The sequence below is a fragment of the Flavobacterium sp. PS2 genome (assembly GCF_046250155.1).
Classification (GTDB): Bacteria; Bacteroidota; Bacteroidia; order Flavobacteriales; family Flavobacteriaceae; genus Flavobacterium.
The window spans coordinates 1090187-1113121 of the sequence record NZ_CP176426.1 but is presented as its reverse complement, the minus strand read 5'-3'; the positions used below and the strand labels follow the sequence as shown (position 1 = coordinate 1113121).

Annotated in this window: 26 protein-coding genes; 19 read left to right on the top strand and 7 right to left on the bottom strand. The window is 31.6% G+C overall.

Annotated features, from left to right (window positions below; all coding sequences use genetic code 11):
- Positions 1-92: 92 nt before the first annotated feature.
- Both ACJ6WR_RS04710 and ACJ6WR_RS04705 read right to left on the bottom strand, forming a co-directional pair.
- Positions 93-617, bottom strand: a complete 525-nt coding sequence (locus ACJ6WR_RS04710) for a hypothetical protein (protein ID WP_409417190.1) — start codon at positions 615-617, stop codon at positions 93-95.
- A 952-nt stretch (positions 618-1569) separates the two neighbouring features.
- Positions 1570-1992, bottom strand: a complete 423-nt coding sequence (locus ACJ6WR_RS04705; protein ID WP_323488949.1) for a hypothetical protein — start codon at positions 1990-1992, stop codon at positions 1570-1572.
- Positions 1993-2240: 248 nt separating this feature from the next.
- Between ACJ6WR_RS04705 and ACJ6WR_RS04700 the strand changes: the two genes are divergently transcribed.
- Both ACJ6WR_RS04700 and ACJ6WR_RS04695 read left to right on the top strand, forming a co-directional pair.
- Positions 2241-3431, top strand: a complete 1191-nt coding sequence (locus ACJ6WR_RS04700) for a DUF5009 domain-containing protein (RefSeq protein WP_323488950.1) — start codon at positions 2241-2243, stop codon at positions 3429-3431.
- Between the two features lie 70 nt (positions 3432-3501).
- Positions 3502-4143, top strand: coding sequence for a DUF4272 domain-containing protein (locus ACJ6WR_RS04695; protein ID WP_323488951.1), 642 nt, complete (start codon positions 3502-3504; stop codon positions 4141-4143).
- Between the two features lie 75 nt (positions 4144-4218).
- On the opposite strand, the gene ACJ6WR_RS04690 is transcribed toward ACJ6WR_RS04695, so the two are convergent.
- A complete protein-coding gene (locus ACJ6WR_RS04690) occupies positions 4219-4608 on the bottom strand; it encodes a hypothetical protein (protein ID WP_409417189.1) in 390 nt (129 codons plus the stop codon).
- 20 nt (positions 4609-4628) lie between these two features.
- Positions 4629-5213: a hypothetical protein gene (locus ACJ6WR_RS04685; RefSeq protein ID WP_409417188.1), complete on the bottom strand. Its 585-nt coding sequence runs from the start codon at positions 5211-5213 to the stop codon at positions 4629-4631.
- Between the two features lie 292 nt (positions 5214-5505).
- On the opposite strand from ACJ6WR_RS04685, the gene ACJ6WR_RS04680 reads away from it, so the two are divergent.
- The 17 genes from ACJ6WR_RS04680 to ACJ6WR_RS04600 all read left to right on the top strand — a co-directional run bounded on the left by ACJ6WR_RS04680 (position 5506) and on the right by ACJ6WR_RS04600 (position 18932).
- The gene (locus ACJ6WR_RS04680) at positions 5506-6717 is read left to right on the top strand and encodes a hypothetical protein (protein ID WP_409417187.1); all 1212 of its coding nucleotides are present in this window, start codon (positions 5506-5508) and stop codon (positions 6715-6717) included.
- Positions 6718-6743: 26 nt separating this feature from the next.
- Complete coding sequence (locus ACJ6WR_RS04675; protein ID WP_409417186.1) at positions 6744-7907, top strand: glycosyltransferase family 2 protein; 1164 nt, start codon at positions 6744-6746, stop codon at positions 7905-7907.
- Positions 7908-7990: 83 nt separating this feature from the next.
- Positions 7991-9331 carry a dihydrolipoamide acetyltransferase family protein gene (locus ACJ6WR_RS04670; RefSeq protein WP_039119984.1) on the top strand — a complete coding sequence of 447 codons (1341 nt, stop codon included), beginning with the start codon at positions 7991-7993 and terminating at the stop codon, positions 9329-9331.
- A 165-nt stretch (positions 9332-9496) separates the two neighbouring features.
- Positions 9497-10267 carry a 3'-5' exonuclease gene (locus ACJ6WR_RS04665; RefSeq protein ID WP_039119983.1) on the top strand — a complete coding sequence of 257 codons (771 nt, stop codon included), beginning with the start codon at positions 9497-9499 and terminating at the stop codon, positions 10265-10267.
- Between the two features lie 75 nt (positions 10268-10342).
- Positions 10343-10954: a fumarylacetoacetate hydrolase family protein gene (locus ACJ6WR_RS04660; RefSeq protein WP_039111211.1), complete on the top strand. Its 612-nt coding sequence runs from the start codon at positions 10343-10345 to the stop codon at positions 10952-10954.
- Positions 10954-11298 carry an Hpt domain-containing protein gene (locus tag ACJ6WR_RS04655; RefSeq protein WP_035625977.1) on the top strand — a complete coding sequence of 115 codons (345 nt, stop codon included), beginning with the start codon at positions 10954-10956 and terminating at the stop codon, positions 11296-11298. The genes ACJ6WR_RS04660 and ACJ6WR_RS04655 overlap by 1 nt, the downstream gene beginning before the upstream one ends.
- Before the next feature lie 198 nt (positions 11299-11496).
- Entirely contained in the window at positions 11497-12750 is a 1254-nt protein-coding gene (locus tag ACJ6WR_RS04650) for a CinA family nicotinamide mononucleotide deamidase-related protein (protein ID WP_409417185.1), read from the top strand.
- 71 nt (positions 12751-12821) lie between these two features.
- Positions 12822-13058 carry a 50S ribosomal protein L28 gene (gene rpmB / locus ACJ6WR_RS04645; RefSeq protein ID WP_007805815.1) on the top strand — a complete coding sequence of 79 codons (237 nt, stop codon included), beginning with the start codon at positions 12822-12824 and terminating at the stop codon, positions 13056-13058.
- Positions 13059-13085: 27 nt separating this feature from the next.
- A complete protein-coding gene (gene rpmG, locus ACJ6WR_RS04640; protein WP_017495179.1) occupies positions 13086-13268 on the top strand; it encodes a 50S ribosomal protein L33 in 183 nt (60 codons plus the stop codon).
- Positions 13269-13340: 72 nt separating this feature from the next.
- Entirely contained in the window at positions 13341-13493 is a 153-nt protein-coding gene (locus ACJ6WR_RS04635) for a DUF4295 domain-containing protein (RefSeq protein ID WP_007805819.1), read from the top strand.
- A 329-nt stretch (positions 13494-13822) separates the two neighbouring features.
- A complete protein-coding gene (gene ftsY, locus ACJ6WR_RS04630; protein WP_039111208.1) occupies positions 13823-14776 on the top strand; it encodes a signal recognition particle-docking protein FtsY in 954 nt (317 codons plus the stop codon).
- 563 nt (positions 14777-15339) lie between these two features.
- On the top strand, positions 15340-15783 hold the full coding sequence (locus tag ACJ6WR_RS04625; RefSeq protein WP_086896004.1) for a lipocalin family protein: 444 nt from the start codon (positions 15340-15342) through the stop codon (positions 15781-15783).
- Entirely contained in the window at positions 15764-16060 is a 297-nt protein-coding gene (locus ACJ6WR_RS04620; RefSeq protein WP_039111206.1) for a DUF721 domain-containing protein, read from the top strand. Before ACJ6WR_RS04625 ends, ACJ6WR_RS04620 begins: the two co-directional genes overlap by 20 nt.
- Before the next feature lie 16 nt (positions 16061-16076).
- A complete protein-coding gene (locus ACJ6WR_RS04615) occupies positions 16077-16550 on the top strand; it encodes a hypothetical protein (RefSeq protein WP_409417184.1) in 474 nt (157 codons plus the stop codon).
- A 303-nt stretch (positions 16551-16853) separates the two neighbouring features.
- Entirely contained in the window at positions 16854-17573 is a 720-nt protein-coding gene (locus ACJ6WR_RS04610) for a hypothetical protein (RefSeq protein ID WP_409417183.1), read from the top strand.
- 58 nt (positions 17574-17631) lie between these two features.
- Entirely contained in the window at positions 17632-18066 is a 435-nt protein-coding gene (locus tag ACJ6WR_RS04605) for a transposase (RefSeq protein WP_409415690.1), read from the top strand.
- A gap of 14 nt (positions 18067-18080) precedes the next feature.
- Positions 18081-18932, top strand: coding sequence for an IS3 family transposase (locus ACJ6WR_RS04600; protein ID WP_409415691.1), 852 nt, complete (start codon positions 18081-18083; stop codon positions 18930-18932).
- A gap of 96 nt (positions 18933-19028) precedes the next feature.
- On the opposite strand, the gene ACJ6WR_RS04595 is transcribed toward ACJ6WR_RS04600, so the two are convergent.
- The 3 genes from ACJ6WR_RS04595 to bshC form a co-directional block, all read right to left on the bottom strand.
- Positions 19029-19448: a nucleoside-diphosphate kinase gene (locus ACJ6WR_RS04595; RefSeq protein WP_035625955.1), complete on the bottom strand. Its 420-nt coding sequence runs from the start codon at positions 19446-19448 to the stop codon at positions 19029-19031.
- A gap of 164 nt (positions 19449-19612) precedes the next feature.
- Positions 19613-20884 carry an acyltransferase family protein gene (locus tag ACJ6WR_RS04590; RefSeq protein WP_409417182.1) on the bottom strand — a complete coding sequence of 424 codons (1272 nt, stop codon included), beginning with the start codon at positions 20882-20884 and terminating at the stop codon, positions 19613-19615.
- A gap of 157 nt (positions 20885-21041) precedes the next feature.
- Positions 21042-22631: a bacillithiol biosynthesis cysteine-adding enzyme BshC gene (bshC, locus tag ACJ6WR_RS04585; protein ID WP_409417181.1), complete on the bottom strand. Its 1590-nt coding sequence runs from the start codon at positions 22629-22631 to the stop codon at positions 21042-21044.
- Positions 22632-22935: the final 304 nt, after the last annotated feature.

Here is a 22935-nt window from a genome sequence, read left to right as displayed (position 1 = left end):
GTTCTATTGCAGTGAACACAGAAAAAGTTTATACTCTAATAATTACACAGATATGAGCAAATGACAAATAATCTTACTCACTCAAACTATTCTTAAAATATATCTTCCGGGATTTTATCTCGAAACATATTTTCATATTTTTCAAAATCATCACTATTTTTTATAGGATAATTTAAAAGGATATAACTATTTTCAGGATTTGATCTTTCATAAATGACCAAATAGGAGATGTTTAAATCTGGCTTTGCATCAGGTATTGAAACAATATAACTTTCATAATAAGAATTTTCTATAGTTTCATTATTGCAGACATATTTAAACTTTATTGAATTACCAGGATTTCCTTTATAACCTTTCAAATTTACTACTATATATTTTTCTATTTTACCTGTTGTTAAAGCAAAATTATTTTTTAAATTATTATAATCTTTATTTTCTTCTTTTTCCTGAAAAAAAAGCCAAATTGAACCTAGAATTGCAATGCATAAAAGTAATTTTGGTTGAAAGTCTAGTGTTTTATAATTTTTAAAAAAATAGTACATACTACATATTAACACTAAAAAAAGTATTAATATTTTTATTTTTGGACCATCCTGGAAATCAAAAAAATCTGTCATATTTATATAATTAGAAAAAGTAAGTTTTATTTGGTGTTTAAATAGCATGTTAGAGGTATTACAGACTTCCTGTGTAAATAGTACAGATATTATTTTCTGTATTTCTCAATTTCATCGAAAACTCAATTGATATTGATTGGGCAAAAGCGCATAAACTAGATAAGATTGAACAAGTAAAAATTGATTAGTGTTTTCATGTTTTTTAATTAAAAATTGTAGATGTTGTCCAACTAAATCATAGGATAAAAAACTTTTTCCTTTGTTATCTTAACATCTTTGAAGTTTTCTTCTAATATTGCATCAATTTTACTTGAATACAAAGAGGTAATGATAAAAAAGGATCCATCTAGCATTTTTATTTTTGCATAATAATACTTACTATATGCTAAAGTGCCATTAGAAGTATCTTTTGAACCATTGAGACGAAATGTTATTTCGCTGATATCTGAATTGTTGTACTTTAAAATCTCTATTCCTCTTTTTTTTTATATAACATTTTTGCTTATTTCATAAACGACATCTTTAGTTTGATTTAAATAATTAAAGTGTAACCATAATACAGGAAGGAAAAATATCAAAAAATAAGGAATAAGTAGATAAACAATCAGTTTAATATCAAAAGATGTATAGAAATAATATATCATCAGAAAATAGATGAATGTTATGAAAATCAAATCTAAAAGTATTTTCAATTGGTTTAAAAAACTTATTTTTAATGTCATATTGTTAATTGTTGTCTTATAAAATTTCTGCTACTTAAAGCATTCTTGTATTTGAGGTGCAATAATATTACACTAACGTTCAGTTCCTTGAAAAACAATATTGATGATTATTCTGTTAAAGTGGTATATTGGTTTCGGCTTATCGTTGCGTTTATTATATTCATCTGCTTGGGTTGAATGCCTTCTTCATTATATTCTTATAATATCCTCTTGTACATTGGGAACTTTATTTACTCTTTTATATAAATACAATCTATTGTATAATCTGACAAACCAACTTCATATTGTAACATCTCATCTGTTTTGTCGATATGGTATTCAAACTTGTATCCAAAAGGCATTTTAATCCATCTTTTCTTGATATTTTTATTTACTGATACCACGCTAGAAGAATTATAATCATAATATTTAGATTTCTTTATTTGGATAATAATATTTTGAAAATCTGCGGAATCCAGTTTTATTGTGTAAGACTCTGAATAATCTCCAAAGGCAGATTCTGAAGAAGATTTGATTAAATTAAATTTTGAAATAACTATTCCACTATTTTTTTTAATTTCATTTCTAATATCATTTTGTGTTGATTTATTGGTATTGCATGATAACATGAATACTACTAAAAACACCCATATGTGTTTAATATTTATATGCATAAAATTTTTAGAGTAATTCGGCAAAGATAACTTTTTGACCCAAACAAAAATCCCCGTTTCTACTGATATTTAACATAAATCAACAAGTTTGTCAGTCTTTTAAATACTCCTTTGATTTCTCCTTGAATATTTTATATTTGTTAATGTTAATACTGTAATGAATTATGAAATCGGCATGATTCGAAATCATAATTCATAAAAAAGAATGGCGATACCATATTCCTTTAAAAAACAAATATTATCTCTGTATGAAAATAAAAGAAGATTTATTCAATAAAAGAATTATTTCCATAGATGCTTTTCGTGGAATTACCATTTTTATAATGATTTTTGTTAATGAGCTGGCTAGCATAAAAAATGTACCACAATGGATGAAACATATGCCAGCCGATGCCGATGCAATGACCTTTGTCGATTTGGTATTTCCTGCATTTTTATTTATTGTCGGGATGTCTATTCCATTTGCATTTAACGCTAGATTAATTAAAGGAGATACACCTAAAACTATCTGGACACATACCTTAAAAAGAGCATTAGCACTTATTATTATCGGAGTTTATATGGTAAATGCCGAGTATGGTTATGATGCCTCCAAAATGGTGATTTCTGCAGCTTTTTGGGGACTTTTGGCGTATTCAATGCCAATTCCTATTTGGAATAAATACGATAAATCATTTCCTAAAATCACTAAAAACATTTTGCAATATGGCGGAATGTTGGTTCTGGTAGCCTTATACTTTTTATATGTTCAGGAAAATGGAGAGATAGGAATCACTCCAAAATGGTGGGGGATCCTAGGACTTATAGGTTGGGCGTATTTAATTACGGTAGTCTATTATTGGCTTGTTAATGGAAAATTGATAGCCATGATTGCGTTTCTTTTTGTTTGTCTTGCGGCAAATATTTTAAATCAAATTGAAGGTTCTTTTGTTCATGAAATAAAATGGATAGGTTTTATTGCTGGACATATGACGCACGCTACACTTGTTTCAGCTGGAGTAGTAATATCTCTTTTGTTTTTTGAAGGAAAAATATCCGAAAAAATCAATTGGAAAATAATAGGTTTTGGAGTGCTGTTTTTTGTACTGGGGTATTTATTGCGACCATACTATGAAGTTTCTAAGGTAAGAGGAACACCTTCTTGGGTATTATATTCTGCGGGTATTTGTACTATAATCTTTTATTTCTTGTATTGGCTAATGGAAATTAAAAAACAAACCAAATGGAGCAACTTTTTTATGCCAGCAGCTGCAAATCCGCTTCTTATTTACATACTTCCAGGGATAATATATTACTTCAATTTAGCATTCAAAATACATATAATTCCGGATTATTTCCGTGAAGGAACGCCTGGAATTATCTGGTCTTTAGTATTCTCGACGATTATGTTATTTGCCATGCGAATTTTTAATAAATATAAAATTCAGTTGCATTTGTAAAGTTTCAATTGAATCAGTTTGTGTTGAAAGAAATTAGTTCTATTTTCGGTTATATTTTGAAAATTACATTATGACTGAAGAACAACGCCGACAAATTAAAATTGATAATGATACAATTATTAAGCAAAAAGAATATCGTGTAAATGATTGGTTACCGATTTTAGATACACCAAAATTAAGAACCCTAGAAGAGATTAAGGGGAGGATGTCGGTTATGAATGCTTTGATAAACATCGCGTTTGAGGCTCCAACTTATATTATTAAAGAATGGATAGAGAATCATGATTTAGCTAAATATCTATCAGATTCAGAAAAAGAAATACTAGATAAGGAAAATGATGATTTAACCGAATTTGAAATTAATTCTTTAAGATGGTATCTAGAATCATTGTGGGCTTTTATGTGGGTAACAGAAATGATTCCGGGACTTGAAGCCGAAGAATATATTGGAGATAATATGGCATCGCTATTGCCAAATCTAGAGCAAGGAGATGGCAATGAAAAAATGGAAAGCTTGCAGAATTTAAAATCAGAAGTTGAGATTTATACCATGCTTGATTATTACTACCGACTTCATTGGTATTGTGTAGATGAAAGACTAAACGGTCGAGAAGCAAAGCTAAATGGAGGTCTAGTATATGAAAGACGCAAATCGTTGGAATGGATTTACAACCGAGCCGATGATTGGGATAATGTAGAAATGGGAACATAAAATATAGAAAAAGGGAGTTAATGTGATCATTAACTCCCTTTTACATTTTACAAAAATCATCTCACAAGAAAAAAATCATCTGATGCGTTTAAAAGTAATAGGACCTTCTCTTTTTTTGTTGTCTTTGTAAGTGCCTTCGAGTGTATTACCGTCTTCAGATAAAGTTAAAGTATGTGTACCTTGAGTTGCCCAGCCTTCTATAGGTAAAGTTACATCAACTGTATATTCTATCGTGTTTCCAGTTCTTTTTCCGATGCCACTTTCTACAAATTTTTGTCCTTTCCATTCCAGATAATGTGAGAAAATCACCTTTCCGTTTTGTTCAGAGATAATCACAACTGCATTTTCTACCCCCGAATTAATATCGGCCCAAACACCATTAATATCTGTTTTCTTATTTTGACTATAAGTAAGATTAGAAAAGAACAGTATTAGAAATAAGAATTTTAGAATTTTGATTTTCATAATGTTGAGGTTAGTTAGTTTTATGGATTTAAGTTTTGAATCTGTACTTCAGTTATTTCTAATATAGCGCCAGAAACAGGATGATAATTCACAAAATTGAATTTGCAAAGATTATGAATGTTTACAGATTTGCCGTTTAGTATAAAATCCGTCCAAGGAATTTTTATGGTAGAAAATTTATCGGGAGAAGCAGGTAAATCAGCCATTGCATGAGTTCCTCCATGTATGCATCCAGTTCCAGAATCATTCCCTTCGCGAGCTTGGATTTTTATAGGTTGTGATGATTTATAAGTAATACTAACAAAGCCAGAATTGCTAGGTAAATTGGTTGGTTTTCCGTCATTAGATTCAGATTGAGTAATCATCACATTCAGTTCGATTTCCCCAGCAGGCGAGTCGCTTGCTGTAACAAGAATATGATGTTCTTTTATTCGAGTATTGTTTATTGTTTCCTGATTTTCTTTGGTTGGCCCAGCAATGTACCAAGTGTTTGAGACAACCAAATCAGAATTAGTATGTTGTATAGAAGTTATTTTGCAGCTTAAAAATAAGATTATAATAAAACCAAGTGGTAAAATTCTATTAATGATTGTTTTATATTTCATAAAGAGAAAGCTATTTTTTGCTAAAATAAATAATTAAAGGTTTAGTATTCAGTTGTAGTCACAGTTTTTAGTAGCAGTATTTAGTAACAGTAGTGGGTTTCAGTTTCCATCTCTCATCTTCCTTTTTTCATCTCACATCTCACATCTCACATCTTGCATCTCACATCTTGCATCTCCTATTTTCCATCTTCACATCCCACATCTTTTTGTAAGAATCTTTATTGGAATTTTAGAAGTAAGTGGAATTTTAGTTTTATTTTTGTTAAGATCGAGTGTTTTAAAATGATTAAAAATGAATTACTTACAATTAAGAAGTGTTTTGTCTTTTCTTTTTTTTAGCTGTTTTTGCTATTCGCAAAATGACTCCATCACGCATAAAAAAGATTCTCTCAAACATAATAGTAGAGATATTATCGATGTGTATAAAAGCATATTTTCTAAGAATGATACCGTAAGACATGATGCCAAAAAGAAGATAGCTTTCTCATTATCTCCAATCCCCGTAGAAGGCAATGGAAATGCCAGAATAATTATTTCGTTTCTGAGTACTTTTTACCTGGGTGATGATCATGAAAAAACTACAATGTCACAAGTTGTTTTTTCACCTTATTTTAGTTTCTCTAATCAATATGTATTTCCAATTCAGTCCTATATATATACTAAGGATGATAAGTATAACTTTACAGGAGATTATCGGTTTATGATTTATCCGCAACCTACATATGGTTTGGGAGATCATCATCTCGACGACGAAATGTCTATTTTGAATTATAAACAATGGCGTTTTTATGAATATGTAACAAGAAAAGTCAAAGGCAATTTCGGACTCGGATTAGGAGTTCTATTTGATAGTTATCAAAATATTTCCGAAGATTCTAAGATTGATGGAGAAACTGATTATTTTAAATATATGAGCGGAGATTATTCTGATGATGTTTCCTTTGGAGTTGCAATTCAAGCACTTTATGATTCCAGAATTAATAATATCAATCCAGAACAAGGAACATATCTAGAAGCCAATTTCCGAATGAATACCAATGGAGGTCTTGATAATAAAGGGTGGCAATCCTTATATATAGATGCTCGAAAATACCATTCATTTAGCGATGTAAAACATAAAGTTTTGGCATATAGAGCTTTTTATTGGTCAACAATAGGAGGAGGAGATCCACATTATCTCGACTTACCGAGTATTGGTTGGGACCGACAGCAAAAAACAGGACGAGGTTTTACAAGAAATCGTTTCCGAAGTAATGCATTATTGTATTTTGAGACCGAATACAGAACAGATATTTCTGCTGATGGTTTTTGGGGAGCAGTATTTTTTACCAATATCTCATCGGTATCTAAATTTCAGACGTATCAATTTACCAAATGGAATCCTGCAATTGGTACAGGATTACGCATAAAATGGAACAAACGTAACAATAGTAATCTTGTAATGGATTTTGGAGTTAGTAAAAATGATTGGTCATTACGGTTCGGTTTAGTAGAAAATTTCTAACTTTCGAACTTTCAAGACTATTTTACATGCAATTATCGGTTATTATCCTCAATTATAATGTACGTTATTTTTTAGAACAATGTGTTTTAAGTGTGCAGCAGGCGCTTAAAGATATTGATAGCGAGATTATTGTAATAGATAATAATTCTCCAGATGATAGTTGCGACATGATTCGTAGTTGTTTTCCTGATGTAAAATTAATCGCGAACGCCGAGAATTTAGGTTTCCCTAAAGGAAATAATATAGGTGTTTTACAAGCTCAAGGAGATTATATATGCATTTTAAATCCTGATACAGTAGTTGCCGAAGATACATTTACAAAAGTATTGGCTTTCGCCAAAGTACAACAGGATTTAGGAATAGTAGGAGTAAATCTTATTGATGGAGCAGGGAATTTTCTTCCCGAAAGCAAGCGTGGCGTTCCGACACCTTGGGTTGCTTTTACTAAAATAACTAGTTTATATAAGGTTTTTCCAAAGTCTAAGTATTTCAATAGATATTATGCGGAACATTTAAACGAAAACCAAACAGGCAAAGTCGAAATACTTGTAGGTGCTTTTATGGTAATGAAACGAGATTTATATAATGAAGTCGGCGGTTTTGATGAAGATTGTTTCATGTATTCCGATGATATCGATTTATCGTACATGGTTCTTAAAAAAGGCAAGGCTAATTACTATTTGGCTGAAACTACGGTAATTCACTATAAAGGTGAAAGTACTATAAAGGACGAGAAATATATGAAACGCTTTCAGGAAGCGATGAATTTCTTTTATAAAAAACACTTTAAAGTATCTTTTTTGTTTTCACTTTTCATGAAAATTGGAATTGTATTTTTTTCTATCGTTAAAATGATTCAGGGAAAAACGACGATAAAAACAATTCCAAAAGAATATTTTTTATACTCCATGAATCATAATTTAAGTGAAAAATTGAGTTCAATTTTGCAAAATAAAGTTACATTTTACGATTTAAAAAAAGAAAAAATGGTAAATTCGTCCCTGATTTACATAGGAAAAGGAGCAGAGGTAATTTTAGATAATCAATACATATCATTCAAGAAATGTATCGATATGATAAAATCTGAAAGGCATAAGAAGATTACTTTTAAAATTTTACCCAAAAACACCACTTTCTTAATCGGAAGTGATTCAAGTAATGATAGAGGTAAAATCGTTAAAATCACATAAAAATTATATTTAATGTAATTTATATTTAAAAATTTCAGTAATTTCGCAATCTGAAAATCAAAATCACCTTTTAGGTTAACAATATGGCAAGATTTGAATTAAAACTTCCTAAAATGGGAGAAAGTGTCGCTGAAGCAACAATCACAAACTGGTTGAAACAAGTTGGAGACAAAATTGAAATGGATGAAGCAGTACTGGAAATCGCTACAGATAAAGTCGATAGCGAAGTGCCAAGTGAAGTTTCTGGAATTTTGATTGAGCAATTGTTTGGCAAAGACGATTTGGTACAAGTAGGGCAAACTATTGCCATCATTGAAACTGAAGAAGGTTCGTCATTTTTAGTTGATAAAGTAACTGAAGAAACGGTCGTTCCTACAGAAGTTGTTTTTGTTGAAAAAACAATCGAAGCTGCTAAAGAAGCGGTTGCAACACCTGCAGATTACACTACTTCGGATAAATTCTTTTCGCCATTAGTAAAAAATATTGCTAAAGAAGAAAATGTTTCTATTGCAGAGCTAGAAAGTATAAATGGTTCAGGAAAAGATGGTCGAGTGACCAAAGAAGATATATTGGCTTACGTTGTTAATAGAACAAACAAAGTAGAAGTTCCAAAAGTAGAAGTGAAAGTAGCTGTTGAAGTTCCGGTGCCAGCACCAGTGGTGGTTAAGGTACAAGAGCCAGTAGTTTCAAAAGCGGCACCAGTTTCTGTAAATGGAGGTGATGAAATCATAGAAATGGACAGAATGCGTAAGCTTATTTCTGGATATATGGTAGCTTCAGTTCAAACATCAGCACACGTACAATCGTTTATTGAGGTAGATGTAACTAATATTGTAAAATGGAGAGATAAAGTTAAAGCTGCTTTCGAGAAAAGAGAAGGTGAGAAATTAACTTTTACGCCAATTATGATGGAAGCTGTTGCAAAAGCATTAAAAGACTTCCCAGGAATGAATATCTCTGTTGATGGTGATTATATCATCAAAAAGAAAAATATAAATTTAGGAATGGCAGCTGCATTACCAAACGGAAACTTAATTGTTCCGGTAATTAAAAATGCAGATCAGTTAAACCTTGTTGGAATGGCAAAAGCTGTTAATGATTTAGGTAATCGTGCAAAAACAGGAAAACTAAAACCAGATGATACACAAGGCGGAACTTATACAGTAACGAATGTGGGGACTTTTGGAAGTGTTTTTGGAACGCCAATTATCAATCAGCCACAAGTAGGGATTCTAGCTCTTGGAGCGATTCGTAAAGTGCCAGCGGTTATCGAAACTCCTGAAGGAGATTTTATCGGAATTCGTCAGAAAATGTTCCTTTCGCACAGTTATGACCACCGTGTTGTAGATGGAGCTTTAGGAGGAAGTTTTGTAAAAAGAGTTGCTGAGTACTTAGAGGCTTTTGATATAGATAGAGATTTCTAGAAAAAATCCATCTTATAAATAATTAACCCTTTTAACGTTTTAAATGTTGAAAGGGTTTTCTTTTTGCAGCATTATTGCATTACAGGTAGTAATCGGCAACTTTCTGAAAAAAACAGGTGAAATTCGTGTTTAAAAATTATATTTGTAAACTTATAAAATTAAAAAATGGAACTGAAACTCAACAAACCAATTTGCTTTTTCGATCTAGAAACTACCGGAATAGACATCGGAAAAGATCGAATAGTAGAAATTTCAATATTTAAAGTTTTTCCAAACGGAAATAAAGAAAGTAAAACTTGGTTGGTGAATCCTACGATTCCAATTCCTCCACAAACTACGGCCGTTCACGGTATTACTGATGAAAAAGTAGCAAATGAACCTACATTTGCAACCCTGGCACCACAGGTTTACAATATGATAAAAGATAGTGATTTGGCAGGGTTTAACTCCGATCGTTTCGATATTCCGTTGTTAGCAGAAGAATTGCTTCGTGCAGGAGTTGATTTTGATATGAAAAATAAATGCTCAGTCGATGTGCAGACTATCTTTCATAAAATGGAAGAAAGAACATTAAGTGCTGCTTTGAAGTTTTATTGCGGAAAAAGCCTTGAAAACGCGCACTCAGCCGAAGCTGATACAATGGCGACATATGAGATTCTTAAAGCACAATTAGATCGTTATCCAGAATTGGAAAATGATATGAAAGCGTTATCTGAATTTACAACCAGAAAAAAAATAGCCGATTTTGCAGGAATGATTGCTTTTGATAAAGATGATGAAGAAGTTTTTACCTTCGGAAAACATAAAGGAGCAAAAGTAGAGAAGGTTTTAGAAACCGAGCCAGGATATTTTAGCTGGATACAAAATGCTGATTTTCCTTTATATACCAAAAAAGTATTAACGGCAATTAAGTTAAGAAAATTAAATACTAAATAAGTTCTCAGTCACAGTGGCAGTTTTCAGTATGCTTGCTGGAACTGAAACTGAATACTGAAACTGAATACTATAAAGATGAAGATAATCTGTATCGGTAGAAATTATACCAATCATATCGAAGAGTTACAAAACGAACGCCCAACAGAGCCAGTTGTATTTATGAAGCCTGATTCGGCAGTTTTGTTAAAGCAACATCCATTTGTAATCCCCGAATTTTCTGAAGATATTCATCACGAAATTGAGCTTATTGTTAAAATTAATAAGGTCGGGAAATATATAGAGCCAAAGTTTGCGCACAAATATTACGACGAGATAAGTGTAGGTATCGACTTTACGGCTAGAGATTTACAAGAAAAACTAAAGCAAAAAGGATTACCTTGGGAGAAAGCAAAAGCTTTTGATGGTTCGGCTGTAATAGGTGATTTTTTGCCTAAGACGCAATTTAGTTCATTGGAAAATATTACATTTGAATTAACAAATAATTCTAAGACCGTTCAAAAAGGAAACTCTAATATGATGTTGTGGAAAATTGATGAGCTTATTTCTTATGTTTCTCAATACTTCACGCTAAAAATTGGAGATATTATTTTTACAGGAACTCCAGAAGGAGTTGCGGCTGTAAAGCCAGATGATGTTTTAGAAGGGTTTTTAGAAGGAAAAAAATTATTCAGAATACAAGTAAAATAATGGCTTTAAAATATAACCTTTCAAAAGTGTACGCACTTTCAGACAACGATCCCGAATTTGTAAACGAAATTCTTAATTTGTTTGTAACCGAAGTTCCTGAGGATTTAAAACAAATTAAAGAAGGGATAAAAAAGAAAGATCATAAGCATGCTTATGCGTATGCGCACAAAATAAAGCCTACGCTTGATTTATTGGGGCTTAATGTTGCTTTTGAGGAAATTCTTCAAGTCGAAGCTTGGACAAAGGCTGAGGGTAAAAAGAAAGCTATAGAAGAAACATTTAAAAGCATAAAAAATCAAGTTAAAGAAGCAATCAAAGAAATTAAGAAAGACTTTGATTTGTAAAACTTCATAGATTGCCAGCCTGAATTTTCAGGCTAGGCTATCTTCTCCAAATACAATTTGCTTTATAAATTAATTATAATACAAGTAAATTGATTTTTTCTTTCTTCCGTTTACTTCGCGATAAAAAGGATTTTCATTGCTATTCCCCACGCAATTCCTTGCGATAAATAATCTAGTAGTAATTTGAATTTTAGATACATGAAAGCAACAATAATTACAATTGGTGACGAAATCTTAATAGGACAAATTGTAGATACAAATTCTGGTTTTATAGCTAAATCTTTAGATAAAATCGGAGTCGAAATTCACGAAATGATTTCGATAAGTGATGATAAGCAGCATATTTTAGACACATTTTCTCAATTACAAAACAAAGTCGATTTGGTAATCGTTACAGGAGGTTTAGGGCCTACAAAAGACGATGTGACCAAAAAAACATTTTGTGATTATTTTGAAGATGAATTGGTTGTTAATCCCGAAGTTCTGGCGCATGTCACAGAACTAATCGAAGGTTTTTATAAGCGACCGATTACCCAAATGAACAAAGATCAGGCGTTAGTTCCTTCTAAATGTACGGTGCTTCATAACCAGATGGGGACGGCACCAGGAATGTGGATGAAGAAAGAAAATACCGTTTTTATTTCGCTTCCGGGAGTTCCTTATGAAATGAAATATTTGGTAGAAAGCGTAATAATTCCAAAAGTTGTAAAAGAATACGAGCGACCATATATTATTCATAAAACGATACTTACATACGGTCAGGGCGAAAGTTTAGTAGCTGAGCGTATCGAGGACTGGGAGAATAATTTACCTGATTTTATAAAGCTAGCCTATTTGCCAAATCCGGGAAGAGTGCGTTTGCGACTTTCTGCCCGAGGTACAGATAAAGAAATGCTTGAAGCAGCTATCGAGGCCAATGTGCAATCGCTAGATACAATCATTCATGATATTATTGTAGGCTTCGATGATAATGAAACTCTTGAAGTAGTAGTAGGAGAATTACTAACAAAAAAAGGAAAGACAGTTGCGACTGCCGAAAGTTGTACTGGAGGAAAAATCGCATCACTTTTAGCGGCAGTTTCTGGTGCTTCGAGCTACTTTAGAGGTAGTGTTGTGTCCTATGCAACCGAGGTAAAGACTACTGTTTTGGGTGTTTCAGCCGATTTAATAGAAGAAAATACTGTGGTAAGTGCTGCGGTTGCTTCATCGATGGCTTTGAACGTAAAACGCATAATGAAAACTGATTACGCAATCGCGACAACTGGGAACGCCGGACCGACAAAAGGAGACTCAAATGCGGAAATTGGTGCTATTTTTATTGCAATTGCCACACCAGACGATGTAATAGTCGAAGAATTTAACTTTGGTCAACCACGTGAAAAAGTGATAGATAGGGCTGTAATTAAAAGTTTAGAAATGTTACAGAAAGAAATTTTAAAAAATGTACACTAATTTTTTGTTTCAATCGTTTATTTTTCTTTTCTTTGCACCCTGATTTTGAATAACGATAAAACATAAGTATAATGTCAAGAGTTTGTGACCTTACAGGTAAAAGAGCGATGGTAGGAAATAACGTTTCTCACGCTATGAACAAAACTAAGAGAAAATTTTCTGTGAACTTAGTTAAAAAGCGTTTTTATCTTCCAGAAGAAGATAGATGGATTACTCTTAGAGTAGCAGCATCTACGATAAAAACAATTAATAAAAATGGAATTTCTGCGGTTTTGAAAAAAGCGCAGTCAGAAGGATTTATCAAATAATCTTTTCCAAAATAAATATATAGCAAGATGGCAAAGAAAGGTAATAGAATCCAAGTAATTTTAGAATGTACTGAACACAAGACTTCTGGTGTAGCAGGAACTTCAAGATACATTACAACAAAGAACAAAAAAAATACTCCAGACAGATTAGAGATTAAGAAATTTAATCCAATCTTGAAACGTGTAACAGTTCACAAAGAAATTAAGTAATAATTAGAGATTTTATAAATCTCAATGGTTTTCCATTAGAGCTTTATAAAAACTTCAAATAACATTTGAATCATGGCAAAGAAAACCGTAGCATCGTTACAAACATCTTCTAAGAGATTATCAAAAGCCATCAAAATGGTGAAATCTCCTAAAACTGGTGCATATACATTCGTAGAATCTATTATGGCTCCTGAAGAAGTTGATACTTTCTTGAAAAAGAAATAATTAACAATTACAATATATAGAAAAGCTACTTTCATTCGGAAGTAGCTTTTTTATTTTTTATATTTGTCTCAAAATTTAGAGAAGCCAAACAAAAGTTCTTTTTTTAATCAAAGTTCCTGCTTTTGCTGCGATCGTTTGTTTTATCTCGAACTTCGGGACCAGAACAAAAGGGTATTGCTACAAACGTAGTTCACTGAACTCCTATAAAATTGGAAAGTATGTGAAGTAATCAGGGTTAATTAAAGATACTTTGCTTTTTTAAACTTTAGAATTGTTGTAGATTGTGAGAAAAATCTAAATAATTCGAAAAACTAACAACCTATATAAAAATGAGTTTTTTTAAAAAAATATTTTCTTCCGATAAAAAAGAGACATTAGACAAAGGTCTTGAAAAATCTAAAACCAGTTTCTTCTCTAAATTAAGTAAAGCCGTAGCCGGAAAATCTAAAGTTGATGACGACGTTTTAGATAATTTAGAAGAAATTCTTGTTTCTTCGGATGTTGGAGTAGAGACAACCCTAAAAGTTATTACCCGAATAGAGAAACGCGTAGCAGCCGATAAATATCTTGGTGTCGATGAGTTAAACCAAATCTTGCGAGAAGAGATTGCGGGTTTATTATCAGAGACTAATACAGGCGAAGCGACTGAATTTGTAGTTCCTATACAAACAAAACCATATGTTTTAATGGTTGTTGGTGTAAATGGAGTTGGTAAGACTACTACAATTGGTAAATTAGCTTATCAGTTTAAAAAAGCCGGTTATAAAGTAGTTCTAGGAGCGGCAGATACTTTTCGTGCAGCAGCGATTGATCAATTGCAAATTTGGGCTGATCGTGTAGGTGTGCCAATCGTAAGGCAAAATATGGGGAGTGATCCTGCATCTGTAGCTTTTGATACCTTACAATCTGCAGTAGCACAAAATGCCGATATTGTAATTATTGATACAGCAGGTCGTTTGCATAACAAAATCAATTTAATGAACGAATTGACTAAAGTAAAACGTGTAATGCAAAAAGTTGTAGCCGATGCACCTCATGATGTACTTTTGGTTTTGGATGGTTCTACAGGGCAAAATGCTTTTGAACAAGCCAAACAGTTTACCGCTGCAACTGAAGTAACAGCTCTGGCTGTAACCAAACTAGATGGTACTGCCAAAGGTGGTGTTGTGATAGGTATTTCGGATCAGTTTAAAATTCCTGTAAAATACATTGGTGTAGGTGAGGGAATTGAAGACTTGCAGGTTTTTAATAAATATGAGTTCGTAGATAGTTTCTTTAAATAGTTTTTAGATGAGTTTTAATAATATCCCGCCGATTTATTTTTATTTTGGTAGTATCCTGTCTTTTGTTTTATCTAATGTTTTTAGAGAACAAAATCTAACATTGTATTATGTTTTATTAGTAGTAGGTGTTATTTTATTTCTTTTAGGTCTTCTTAGAAGGATCCAAACAAAAAAATAATCTGGCAGCATAATTTTCGATTAAAGATTTTATGATGTAAAACTTTTATAATTAGAATAATGTCTGTTCAATATATAAAAACCAACGAATGCTTTTAGTATTCGTTGGTTTTTTTGTTTTATAAGTAAATCAAAATCTATAAAATAGTTTAATGGGTTTTGGCAATTTTTTCTTCTTTATCAATTATATAAAGTTAACTTTGTAACTCACAAAAATAAAATATTTATAGTACCGTGAAGCTTTAGCCCTGATTACTTCACAGAATTTTTATTTTAATAAGAGTTCAGTGAATTTCATTTGAAGCGGTATCCTTTTTTGTGGATTTTTCTTCCACAAAAAGATATAGCGGATAGCAGGAAATAGCTCCTAAAAAATAAAATTTATAATGAAAAACGTATTTAAAATTCTCTTAGTATCATTTTTGTTTGTTGGATGTCAGCAAAAAATAGAACCTGCAGATATTGCTAAATTAAATGGATATTGGGAGATTGAAAAAGTAGTTTTTGATAAAGGTGAAGATAAAGATTACGGGATGAATGAAAGCTATGACTTTTTTAAGATAGAGGCCGATAATAACGGTATTCGTCAAAAAGTAATGCCACAATTAGACGGAACTTTTATGACAAACGATTTACACGAAACGGTAAAAGTTAGATTTAAAGATGGTAAGGCTTTCTTAGATTATTCGACTCCTTATACAAAATGGACGGAAGAATTAATTGCCTTAACAGACGATAAATTAGTGCTGCTTAACGCCGAGAAAAAAGAATATCATTATAAAAAAGCAGGACCAATTAATATTATAGATAATGGCAAAAAGACTAAATAATCAGAGTAGTGTTGGGGATATTTTGCAAAGGATTATCCAGGTAAATAAGCTCCAACCCGGAATGGATCAGATTGATGTAAAAGAGGCATGGCGACAACTGATGGGGAATGGTGTAAATAGTTATACCCGAAATGTAGTTTTAAAAGGAAGTACGCTTTATGTAGAGCTTACATCGTCTGTTTTAAGAGAGGAACTCACTCACGGAAAATCAAAAATCATTACGATGATTAATGAGGAATTGCGAAGAGATGTTGTTCGTGATGTAGTTTTACGTTAAAATTAAAGTTCTTAATATGATAAATATAAAATCTAAGTTTAAAACACCTCCAGTTTTTATTGCTATAGTTTCAATTGTTTTGCCGCCTTTGGTTGTTTATTTAAGTTTTACTTCTCCAACAGCAGGAATGTTTTTGCCTATTTTATTTTTACTACTTGTTGTCTTTTTTTGGTTGACAATGTTTAGAACAAGAGCACATAAGTTAACTATTGATGATAGATATATAATTGTTAGTCGTTATTTTGGATTAGGAAAATCTAAAGTATATGAAATTAATAATTTAGACGGTTTTATAGTTCTTTTTGAGGTTGGAAAAGAAGGTATGGCAGAGTTCCTTTTTATACTCGAAAATGGTAAAAGAATAGCTTCTATTTCTACTTCTTATCATAGTAACTATAACGAACTAAAAGATGTTTTAAGAGAAAAAATACGAGACTTAGGAGAGAAAGTATATGTCTCTAAGGAGGAAAGTGCAGAAATGCTGAAATAAACAAAACCCGCTTCATTGAAGCGGGTTTTTATTTTACAAAAAATGACTAGGTAATAATCTTCAATCGAGAATGAATCAGATTTATTTAAAAGATGGATGGCAACAACTGAAGGGAACGACATAAGGAGTTATGCCAGAAGTGAAGTTTAGTTTTAGACTTTTTTAGATCTTTGAATGGACTACGAACATTAGATTTTAATCTTGAAATTAAATTAACGTTCCTGTCTTAGAAATGGATTTTTTATGATACATTTGAATTGTAAGTATTTTTTTAATAATTATAAACAATCAAATAGAAAAAAAATGAAGAAAGTATTATTTATTTTAACCGTATTATTTGCTTTAAATAGCTATTCACAAAAGAAAAAGGTGGCGGTTGTTGGTTTTTACACAGACAAAACAATTGATCTTTCTGATTTGGGGCTTAACAGTTTGGCTGCAATAGCTGATTTGGGCAACAATCCAAGCTTTAATCTTAGTCCTATTTTAGACAAATACCATAATGCTTTTTTTAATGTTTATTCTAAACAATTTCCATTTGATTTAATTCCTGAAAATGAAGTGATTCAAAAACAAGAATACATTGATTTTTCCCCTAAATATGCTAAAGATGAAGTAGGAGAGAAAACTATAATAAATTACCCAGGATATAAATATATTTATGAAGGAACGGCTGGTCAAGCAAATGAAGTAGGAACAGCTACTATTTTTAAAGAAATTGCAGATGGTGTTTTATTTACAGAAATACATTTTACTTTAGTAAAAGGATTTGCAGTTGGAGGAACAGGAACCGTTAAAATGAAAGCTTATGCTAGAATCTCTTTGTATGATAAAACCGGAAAGAAAGTATTTGTTATAAATGAAGGGGCAAGCTCTAAAAAAACGGGTGTTATAGTAGGTGGAATTCCTGTTTTAACTCCTGAAAAAGTACTGCCTATGTGCGAAAGTGCTTTAGACGAATTGCTAAAAGATTTAGATCAAAAAATTAGCAAAATAATTAAAAAGAGTGCTGCTAATTTCTAATGTTTTTATTTTAATCTAATGTCTAGTCCTGAAATAGCGATACACAAAAAGTATCGTTATGGAATCATCTCAAGAATCACGCTATGTAAAGCGAACACAAAAAGACTATTCAATGTCTTTTAAATTACAAGTTGTTCAAGAAATTGAACACGGAAAGCTTACGGCAACCGAAGCTACAAAGAAATACAGTATTCAATGTAGAAGGACAGTTGTTCAATGGCTTCGGAAATTTGGTAACTTTGATTGGGAGAACCAAACCTCAATCAAAATGGCAAAAACACCTGAACAAAAAATTATGGAGCTTGAAGCTCAAGTCAAACTTTTAGAGAAACAAAAAGCATTCTTAGAAAGACAGGCTTTTGTTGCTGACAAAAAAGCGATCCTCTTTGATATGATGATTGATTTAGCCGAAAAAGAATATCATATTGATATCCGAAAAAACTCTGTACCCGAACAATCGCCCATTTCAGACAAAGAGAACCACAAACAATAGCATTTACCTGTTATTTGTTCGGGATAGACAGACAGGTTTATTATCGAAAAATTAAAAGAACAGTAATCAAACAAAACAAGGCTAAAGAAGTTGTTTTAATGGTTAATGATCTTAGAAGATTAATGCCTAGAATAGGTACTAGAAAACTATATTATCTTTTATTGGATAAACTCCATTTAATGAAGATTGGAAGAGATAAATTCTTTGATATACTTAGAGCTAATCATTTATTAATACAACCTAAACGTAGCTATCATATAACCACAAACTCACATCATCGTTTTAGAAAGCATGAAAATCGAATTTTAGATCTTGAAATAAATCGTCCTGAACAAGTTTGGGTCTCCGATATTACCTATATCGGAAAAAGAGACAATCCATGTTATTTAAGCTTAATCACTGATGCTTATTCAAAGAAGATAATGGGATATTATGTTGCTGAGAATCTCAATACTCAAAGTAGTTTAAAAGCTCTAAAAATGGCTCTTAAACAAAGAACGCATAATACGCTAACTCTAATCCATCATTCTGATAGAGGTTTGCAATATTGTGCTAATGAATATCAAAAAGAGCTTATCAAAAACAAAGTACTATGTAGCATGACTCAAAACTCGGATCCCTATGAAAATGCAATAGCAGAAAGAATCAATGGAATTTTAAAACAAGAATTTATGATTGATAAGTATCATCAAAAAAGAAAAATCACAAACCTAATAATAAAGGAATCTATCAATATTTATAATGAATTAAGACCACATTATTCTAATCACATGTTAACACCAAATCAAATGCATACTCAAAATAAAATCCAAATGAGAACTTATAAAACAAAAAACAGTTGCAAGAACGTTCTTGCAACTGTTTAATTAATTATTTTTATGTAATAATCCGTATCGCTTTTTTAGGACGAGACATAAGTCAGTCTGAGTAGTCTGAAAATCTAACTATCTAAGAAGTCTAAATTAGAATTGCTCTCTTCCAGCAAAATGGAATGCACCTTCGATAGCAGCATTTTCGTCGCTATCAGAACCGTGTACTGCATTTTCTCCGATAGAAGTTGCGTATGCTTTACGAATTGTTCCTTCAGCAGCTTCAGCAGGGTTTGTAGCTCCGATTAAAGTTCTGAAATCTTCAACAGCGTTGTCTTTTTCTAAAATTGCAGCAACAATTGGCCCACGAGACATGAATTCTACTAATTCTCCGTAGAAAGGTCTTGCAGCGTGAACAGCATAAAATGCTTGAGCATCAGCTACAGTTAATTGAGTTAATTTTAATGAAACGATTTTAAATCCTCCATTAGTAATCATTGCTAAGATATTTCCGATGTGTCCGTTTTGAACTGCATCTGGCTTAATCATTGTAAAAGTTCTATTTGTTGCCATTTTTATTTTTATTAAATTTTGTGCAAAAATAGACTTTTTTTATGAATTGAATTTAATAAATTCATAATTATAACTATCCAGAATACCTTTATGATAATTAATTATGAGTAATGACGTACAGCAGTAGAGACGCACCGCAGTGCGTCTTATACAAGTTTTAAAATTTAAACCTTAAAAATAAGTTTGTTCTTGTAGAAAAGCCATAAAATAAACGTCCAGATTCCAACATAAGTTAGTGCTCCAGCTAAGGAAGCTGACATTGGATTACTGAAAAAAGGTGCAATCCCAAAGCTATATAAATAATTTAAAAGATTGATTTGTTCACCTGGACTATGTGGATTCTCAAACTGAACCATTACTAATCCTTGTGGAATTATTTGTGAGAAGAAAAATACAATCATTGGGTTAACGCCCCAAATTAAAAATATTTTGATTCCTTTTTTTAAGTTTAAAATATCAATAAGGTAATATAATAATGCCAGACAAGTTGTTGCTAGTCCTGCTGTGTATAATGTGTATGTACTTGTCCAAAGTGATTTGTTAATAGGGAAAACGATACTCCAGATTTGAGCAACTATAATTAATGCGATACCTGCGATTGCCATTTTTTTGGCAATTTCAATTTTTGGTATGGCACGGTGTAATAACTGACCTATAAGTAGTCCGATAATTCCGGTTCCGATGGATGGGATAGTACTTAATATACCTTCTGGATCCCAAGTTATGGTTCCGCGATACATATGTCCTTTTAGTAAGATACTATCTAGCCAAGAAGCAAGATTGGTTCCTTTGTCAAAATTTGCTTCACCGATTCCTGGAACTGGTATTAAAGCCATTATTGCCCAATAGACTAATAATAAGATTGTGGCGACTATTATCTGTGTTCTTTGGTTTGATTTTAAGTACAAAAGGGATACTACAAAATATACGATGGCTATACGTTGTAAAACACCTGGTAATCGTACGTTTTGATACGCTTCGATACCGCTATAGGCCAAGAAGAGATAAATAAACAGGATCGAAAAGGCAAGAATATTTTTTACTCTAGAACTAAAATTTCCCATTAAGGCATAACCTACCGCAATAGTTATAATTAATCGACCTATAAGTAACGGAATTCCGTCGAGTCCAAAAAGTTGTATTTTGGCAAAAAAATTAAAGAAGATTCCTAAGCAAAACATTCTTAATGAGCGTACTAGTATTTTGTTGAATGTAGTACTATCGAAAGTTTTTGTAGGCATTGCAAATGAAACAGCTACTCCCATTATGAAGATGAAAAAAGGGAAAACCAAATCGGTTAGTGTGCAGCCATGCCACTCAGAGTGTAATAGAGGAGGATAAACAGCGTCCCAGCTTCCAGGATTATTGACAATTGTCATTAATAAAATAGTTAATCCTCTGAAGACATCTAGTGAAATCAAGCGCTCTCTGGTCATAATTTTTTTGTAATAGGTTAGTTCTCGTTTTTTAAAGTTAATAATTTGGTTTAGAGGGTAACAATCTAAGAGGTAAGTGGTTATTTGTTTCTTATGATTGTTACTTTTGTTTTTTTGCTACAAATTTCTGCGAATTAGCGAAATTCGTAGCAAACTTTTATATTGTTATGACATTAAAATTAGATTCTAATGGTTTTAATTCTTTAATAAGAAGGGGGATTAATTCCTCTCCTTTTTCCAGATAAAATTCTGAAAAATTGGCTTGACGTTCCTGTAAGCTTTTATTTGGAAATAGTTCATTTTGCAAGTCGGTAATACGTTGCAAAATGTCATTTAATTTTCTTTTTTGTGCTTTTAAGAGTCTTTTTTCAAGGTTTTCGAGTCCTTTTATTTGTTTAACTTCTTGTGCTTTTACTGCTCCGGTAAACGATTTATCTGTTTGATTTGCTAATTCATAAAGATATTCGAATTGCTTATGCAAAAGTTCTTTTTGAGGCGTTAAATCAATAGAAAATGGTGATAATTCTCTTGTGCTTTTGTTGATTAAACTGTCTTGTTTTGAGAATAAATCGCTCCATGATAAATTTAATTGATCCGCTTTTTTTGCCTGTTTTTCGGTAGCCAAAAGCACGGAATTTCTAATTAAAAGCATCGGAAAAGTAATCTTTGCAGTATCAAAGAGTGATTTTAATTCTAACCAATACGCGATTTCTCCACCTCCGCCAATGTAGCATAAATTAGGCAAGATAATTTCTTGATATAACGGACGCATAATCACGTTCGGACTAAATTTTTCGGGATTTCTTTCTAGTAAATCAAAGATTTCTCTTCCTGAAAATTCAATTTTTGTATTGTTAACTTTATATTTTCCGTTTTCAAAAATGATACGTTCACGTAAATTATCTTCAATATAAAATAAATTGATTTCGCGCGGATTTACCTGTACTGTATAATCTTTCAGTTTTTCGATAGTTTCCTGAACGGCTTTGTATGAGGTTTGAGATTCTAATTCTTCTTTTATATACGGGATAAAAGCACGTTTTAAATTGGCATTATCAGCATCTAGAATTACTAAACCTTGTGATGCAAATAAACTATTGGCAAGATAACGAGTTGCATCTGCCAGATTATCGTGTTTTAAATAAGCATCTTTAAATATTTTTTTCAAAACATTGGCATTGATGCTTGAACCTAATTCTAAAGCATATATTTCAAAAAAATCTTCAAGTCCTTTAGTCGATAATCTTCCAACAGGTCCAGTACTCTCGGCATTCCATCGAAACTTTTTGCCTTTAAAATTAAAATAATTGATTTCTTCGAAGTCATGATCTTCAGTTGCCATCCAATAAATGGGAACAAAGTTATGAGAAGGGTATTTTGACTTTAATTCGTTGGTAAGATTTATAGTTGAGATTATTTTATATAAAAAATATAATGGACCGCTAAATAAATTTAATTGATGTCCTGTAGTAACCGTAAATGTATTTGGGAGCGCTAAGGCTTTGATATTTTGTTTGGTAGAATCCGAAAGATCAATTTTAGCATATTGTTCTTTTAAGACAGAAACTAAGGGGATTCTATTGTTATTATCGAAATTTTGTTGCTTTTCGATAATTTGTTTTTCAAAATTTTCCAGAGTTGGAAAATTATTATATAATGGTTTTAAATCTGATTTTTGTTCTAAATAATCATGTATCAATGTTGAGAAATATCCTGAGTTTTGGTAGCTGATACAGTCGGTTGGCATAAGTATTGGTTTTTTTTGATAGCTGTAAATTTAATCAAAATTTATACTTAAAAATGGATTTAACTATTGCTTATGATTTGATTTTTAAAAATAGATGTAAATATTTGTAAATGAGTGTATTAATCAAATTGAAAGAAAATACTTGTTTTTTAATTTGTTTGAAAAATAATTCACAGAATTTGAATATGTTAATGGGATTTTTAGGGTTGTGAGCATCATAATTTTTTAAAACTAATTTCCTGAAAAAGCTGAATTTAATATTTGTTATTTTCAAAAAATAGAATCAATTTTATATTCTATTTTC

Bases quoted from the DNA above. Each gene is read 5' to 3' on its own strand.
- ACJ6WR_RS04615 (WP_409417184.1), top strand. From the start codon at position 16,077: ATGATAAATATAAAATCTAAGTTTAAAACACCTCCAGTTTTTATTGCT.
- ACJ6WR_RS04605 (WP_409415690.1), top strand. From the start codon at position 17,632: ATGGAATCATCTCAAGAATCACGCTATGTAAAGCGAACACAAAAAGAC.
- ACJ6WR_RS04635 (WP_007805819.1), top strand. From the start codon at position 13,341: ATGGCAAAGAAAACCGTAGCATCGTTACAAACATCTTCTAAGAGATTA.
- ACJ6WR_RS04595 (WP_035625955.1), bottom strand. From the start codon at position 19,448: ATGGCAACAAATAGAACTTTTACAATGATTAAGCCAGATGCAGTTCAA.
- ftsY (WP_039111208.1), top strand. From the start codon at position 13,823: ATGAGTTTTTTTAAAAAAATATTTTCTTCCGATAAAAAAGAGACATTA.
- rpmG (WP_017495179.1), top strand. From the start codon at position 13,086: ATGGCAAAGAAAGGTAATAGAATCCAAGTAATTTTAGAATGTACTGAA.
- ACJ6WR_RS04665 (WP_039119983.1), top strand. From the start codon at position 9,497: ATGGAACTGAAACTCAACAAACCAATTTGCTTTTTCGATCTAGAAACT.
- ACJ6WR_RS04655 (WP_035625977.1), top strand. From the start codon at position 10,954: ATGGCTTTAAAATATAACCTTTCAAAAGTGTACGCACTTTCAGACAAC.
- ACJ6WR_RS04690 (WP_409417189.1), bottom strand. From the start codon at position 4,608: ATGAAAATCAAAATTCTAAAATTCTTATTTCTAATACTGTTCTTTTCT.
- ACJ6WR_RS04610 (WP_409417183.1), top strand. From the start codon at position 16,854: ATGAAGAAAGTATTATTTATTTTAACCGTATTATTTGCTTTAAATAGC.
- ACJ6WR_RS04700 (WP_323488950.1), top strand. From the start codon at position 2,241: ATGAAAATAAAAGAAGATTTATTCAATAAAAGAATTATTTCCATAGAT.
- ACJ6WR_RS04710 (WP_409417190.1), bottom strand. From the start codon at position 617: ATGACAGATTTTTTTGATTTCCAGGATGGTCCAAAAATAAAAATATTA.
- ACJ6WR_RS04680 (WP_409417187.1), top strand. From the start codon at position 5,506: ATGAATTACTTACAATTAAGAAGTGTTTTGTCTTTTCTTTTTTTTAGC.
- ACJ6WR_RS04620 (WP_039111206.1), top strand. From the start codon at position 15,764: ATGGCAAAAAGACTAAATAATCAGAGTAGTGTTGGGGATATTTTGCAA.
- bshC (WP_409417181.1), bottom strand. From the start codon at position 22,631: ATGCCAACCGACTGTATCAGCTACCAAAACTCAGGATATTTCTCAACA.
- ACJ6WR_RS04675 (WP_409417186.1), top strand. From the start codon at position 6,744: ATGCAATTATCGGTTATTATCCTCAATTATAATGTACGTTATTTTTTA.
- ACJ6WR_RS04670 (WP_039119984.1), top strand. From the start codon at position 7,991: ATGGCAAGATTTGAATTAAAACTTCCTAAAATGGGAGAAAGTGTCGCT.
- ACJ6WR_RS04705 (WP_323488949.1), bottom strand. From the start codon at position 1,992: ATGCATATAAATATTAAACACATATGGGTGTTTTTAGTAGTATTCATG.
- rpmB (WP_007805815.1), top strand. From the start codon at position 12,822: ATGTCAAGAGTTTGTGACCTTACAGGTAAAAGAGCGATGGTAGGAAAT.
- ACJ6WR_RS04650 (WP_409417185.1), top strand. From the start codon at position 11,497: ATGAAAGCAACAATAATTACAATTGGTGACGAAATCTTAATAGGACAA.
- ACJ6WR_RS04695 (WP_323488951.1), top strand. From the start codon at position 3,502: ATGACTGAAGAACAACGCCGACAAATTAAAATTGATAATGATACAATT.
- ACJ6WR_RS04685 (WP_409417188.1), bottom strand. From the start codon at position 5,213: ATGAAATATAAAACAATCATTAATAGAATTTTACCACTTGGTTTTATT.
- ACJ6WR_RS04625 (WP_086896004.1), top strand. From the start codon at position 15,340: ATGAAAAACGTATTTAAAATTCTCTTAGTATCATTTTTGTTTGTTGGA.
- ACJ6WR_RS04590 (WP_409417182.1), bottom strand. From the start codon at position 20,884: ATGACCAGAGAGCGCTTGATTTCACTAGATGTCTTCAGAGGATTAACT.
- ACJ6WR_RS04660 (WP_039111211.1), top strand. From the start codon at position 10,343: ATGAAGATAATCTGTATCGGTAGAAATTATACCAATCATATCGAAGAG.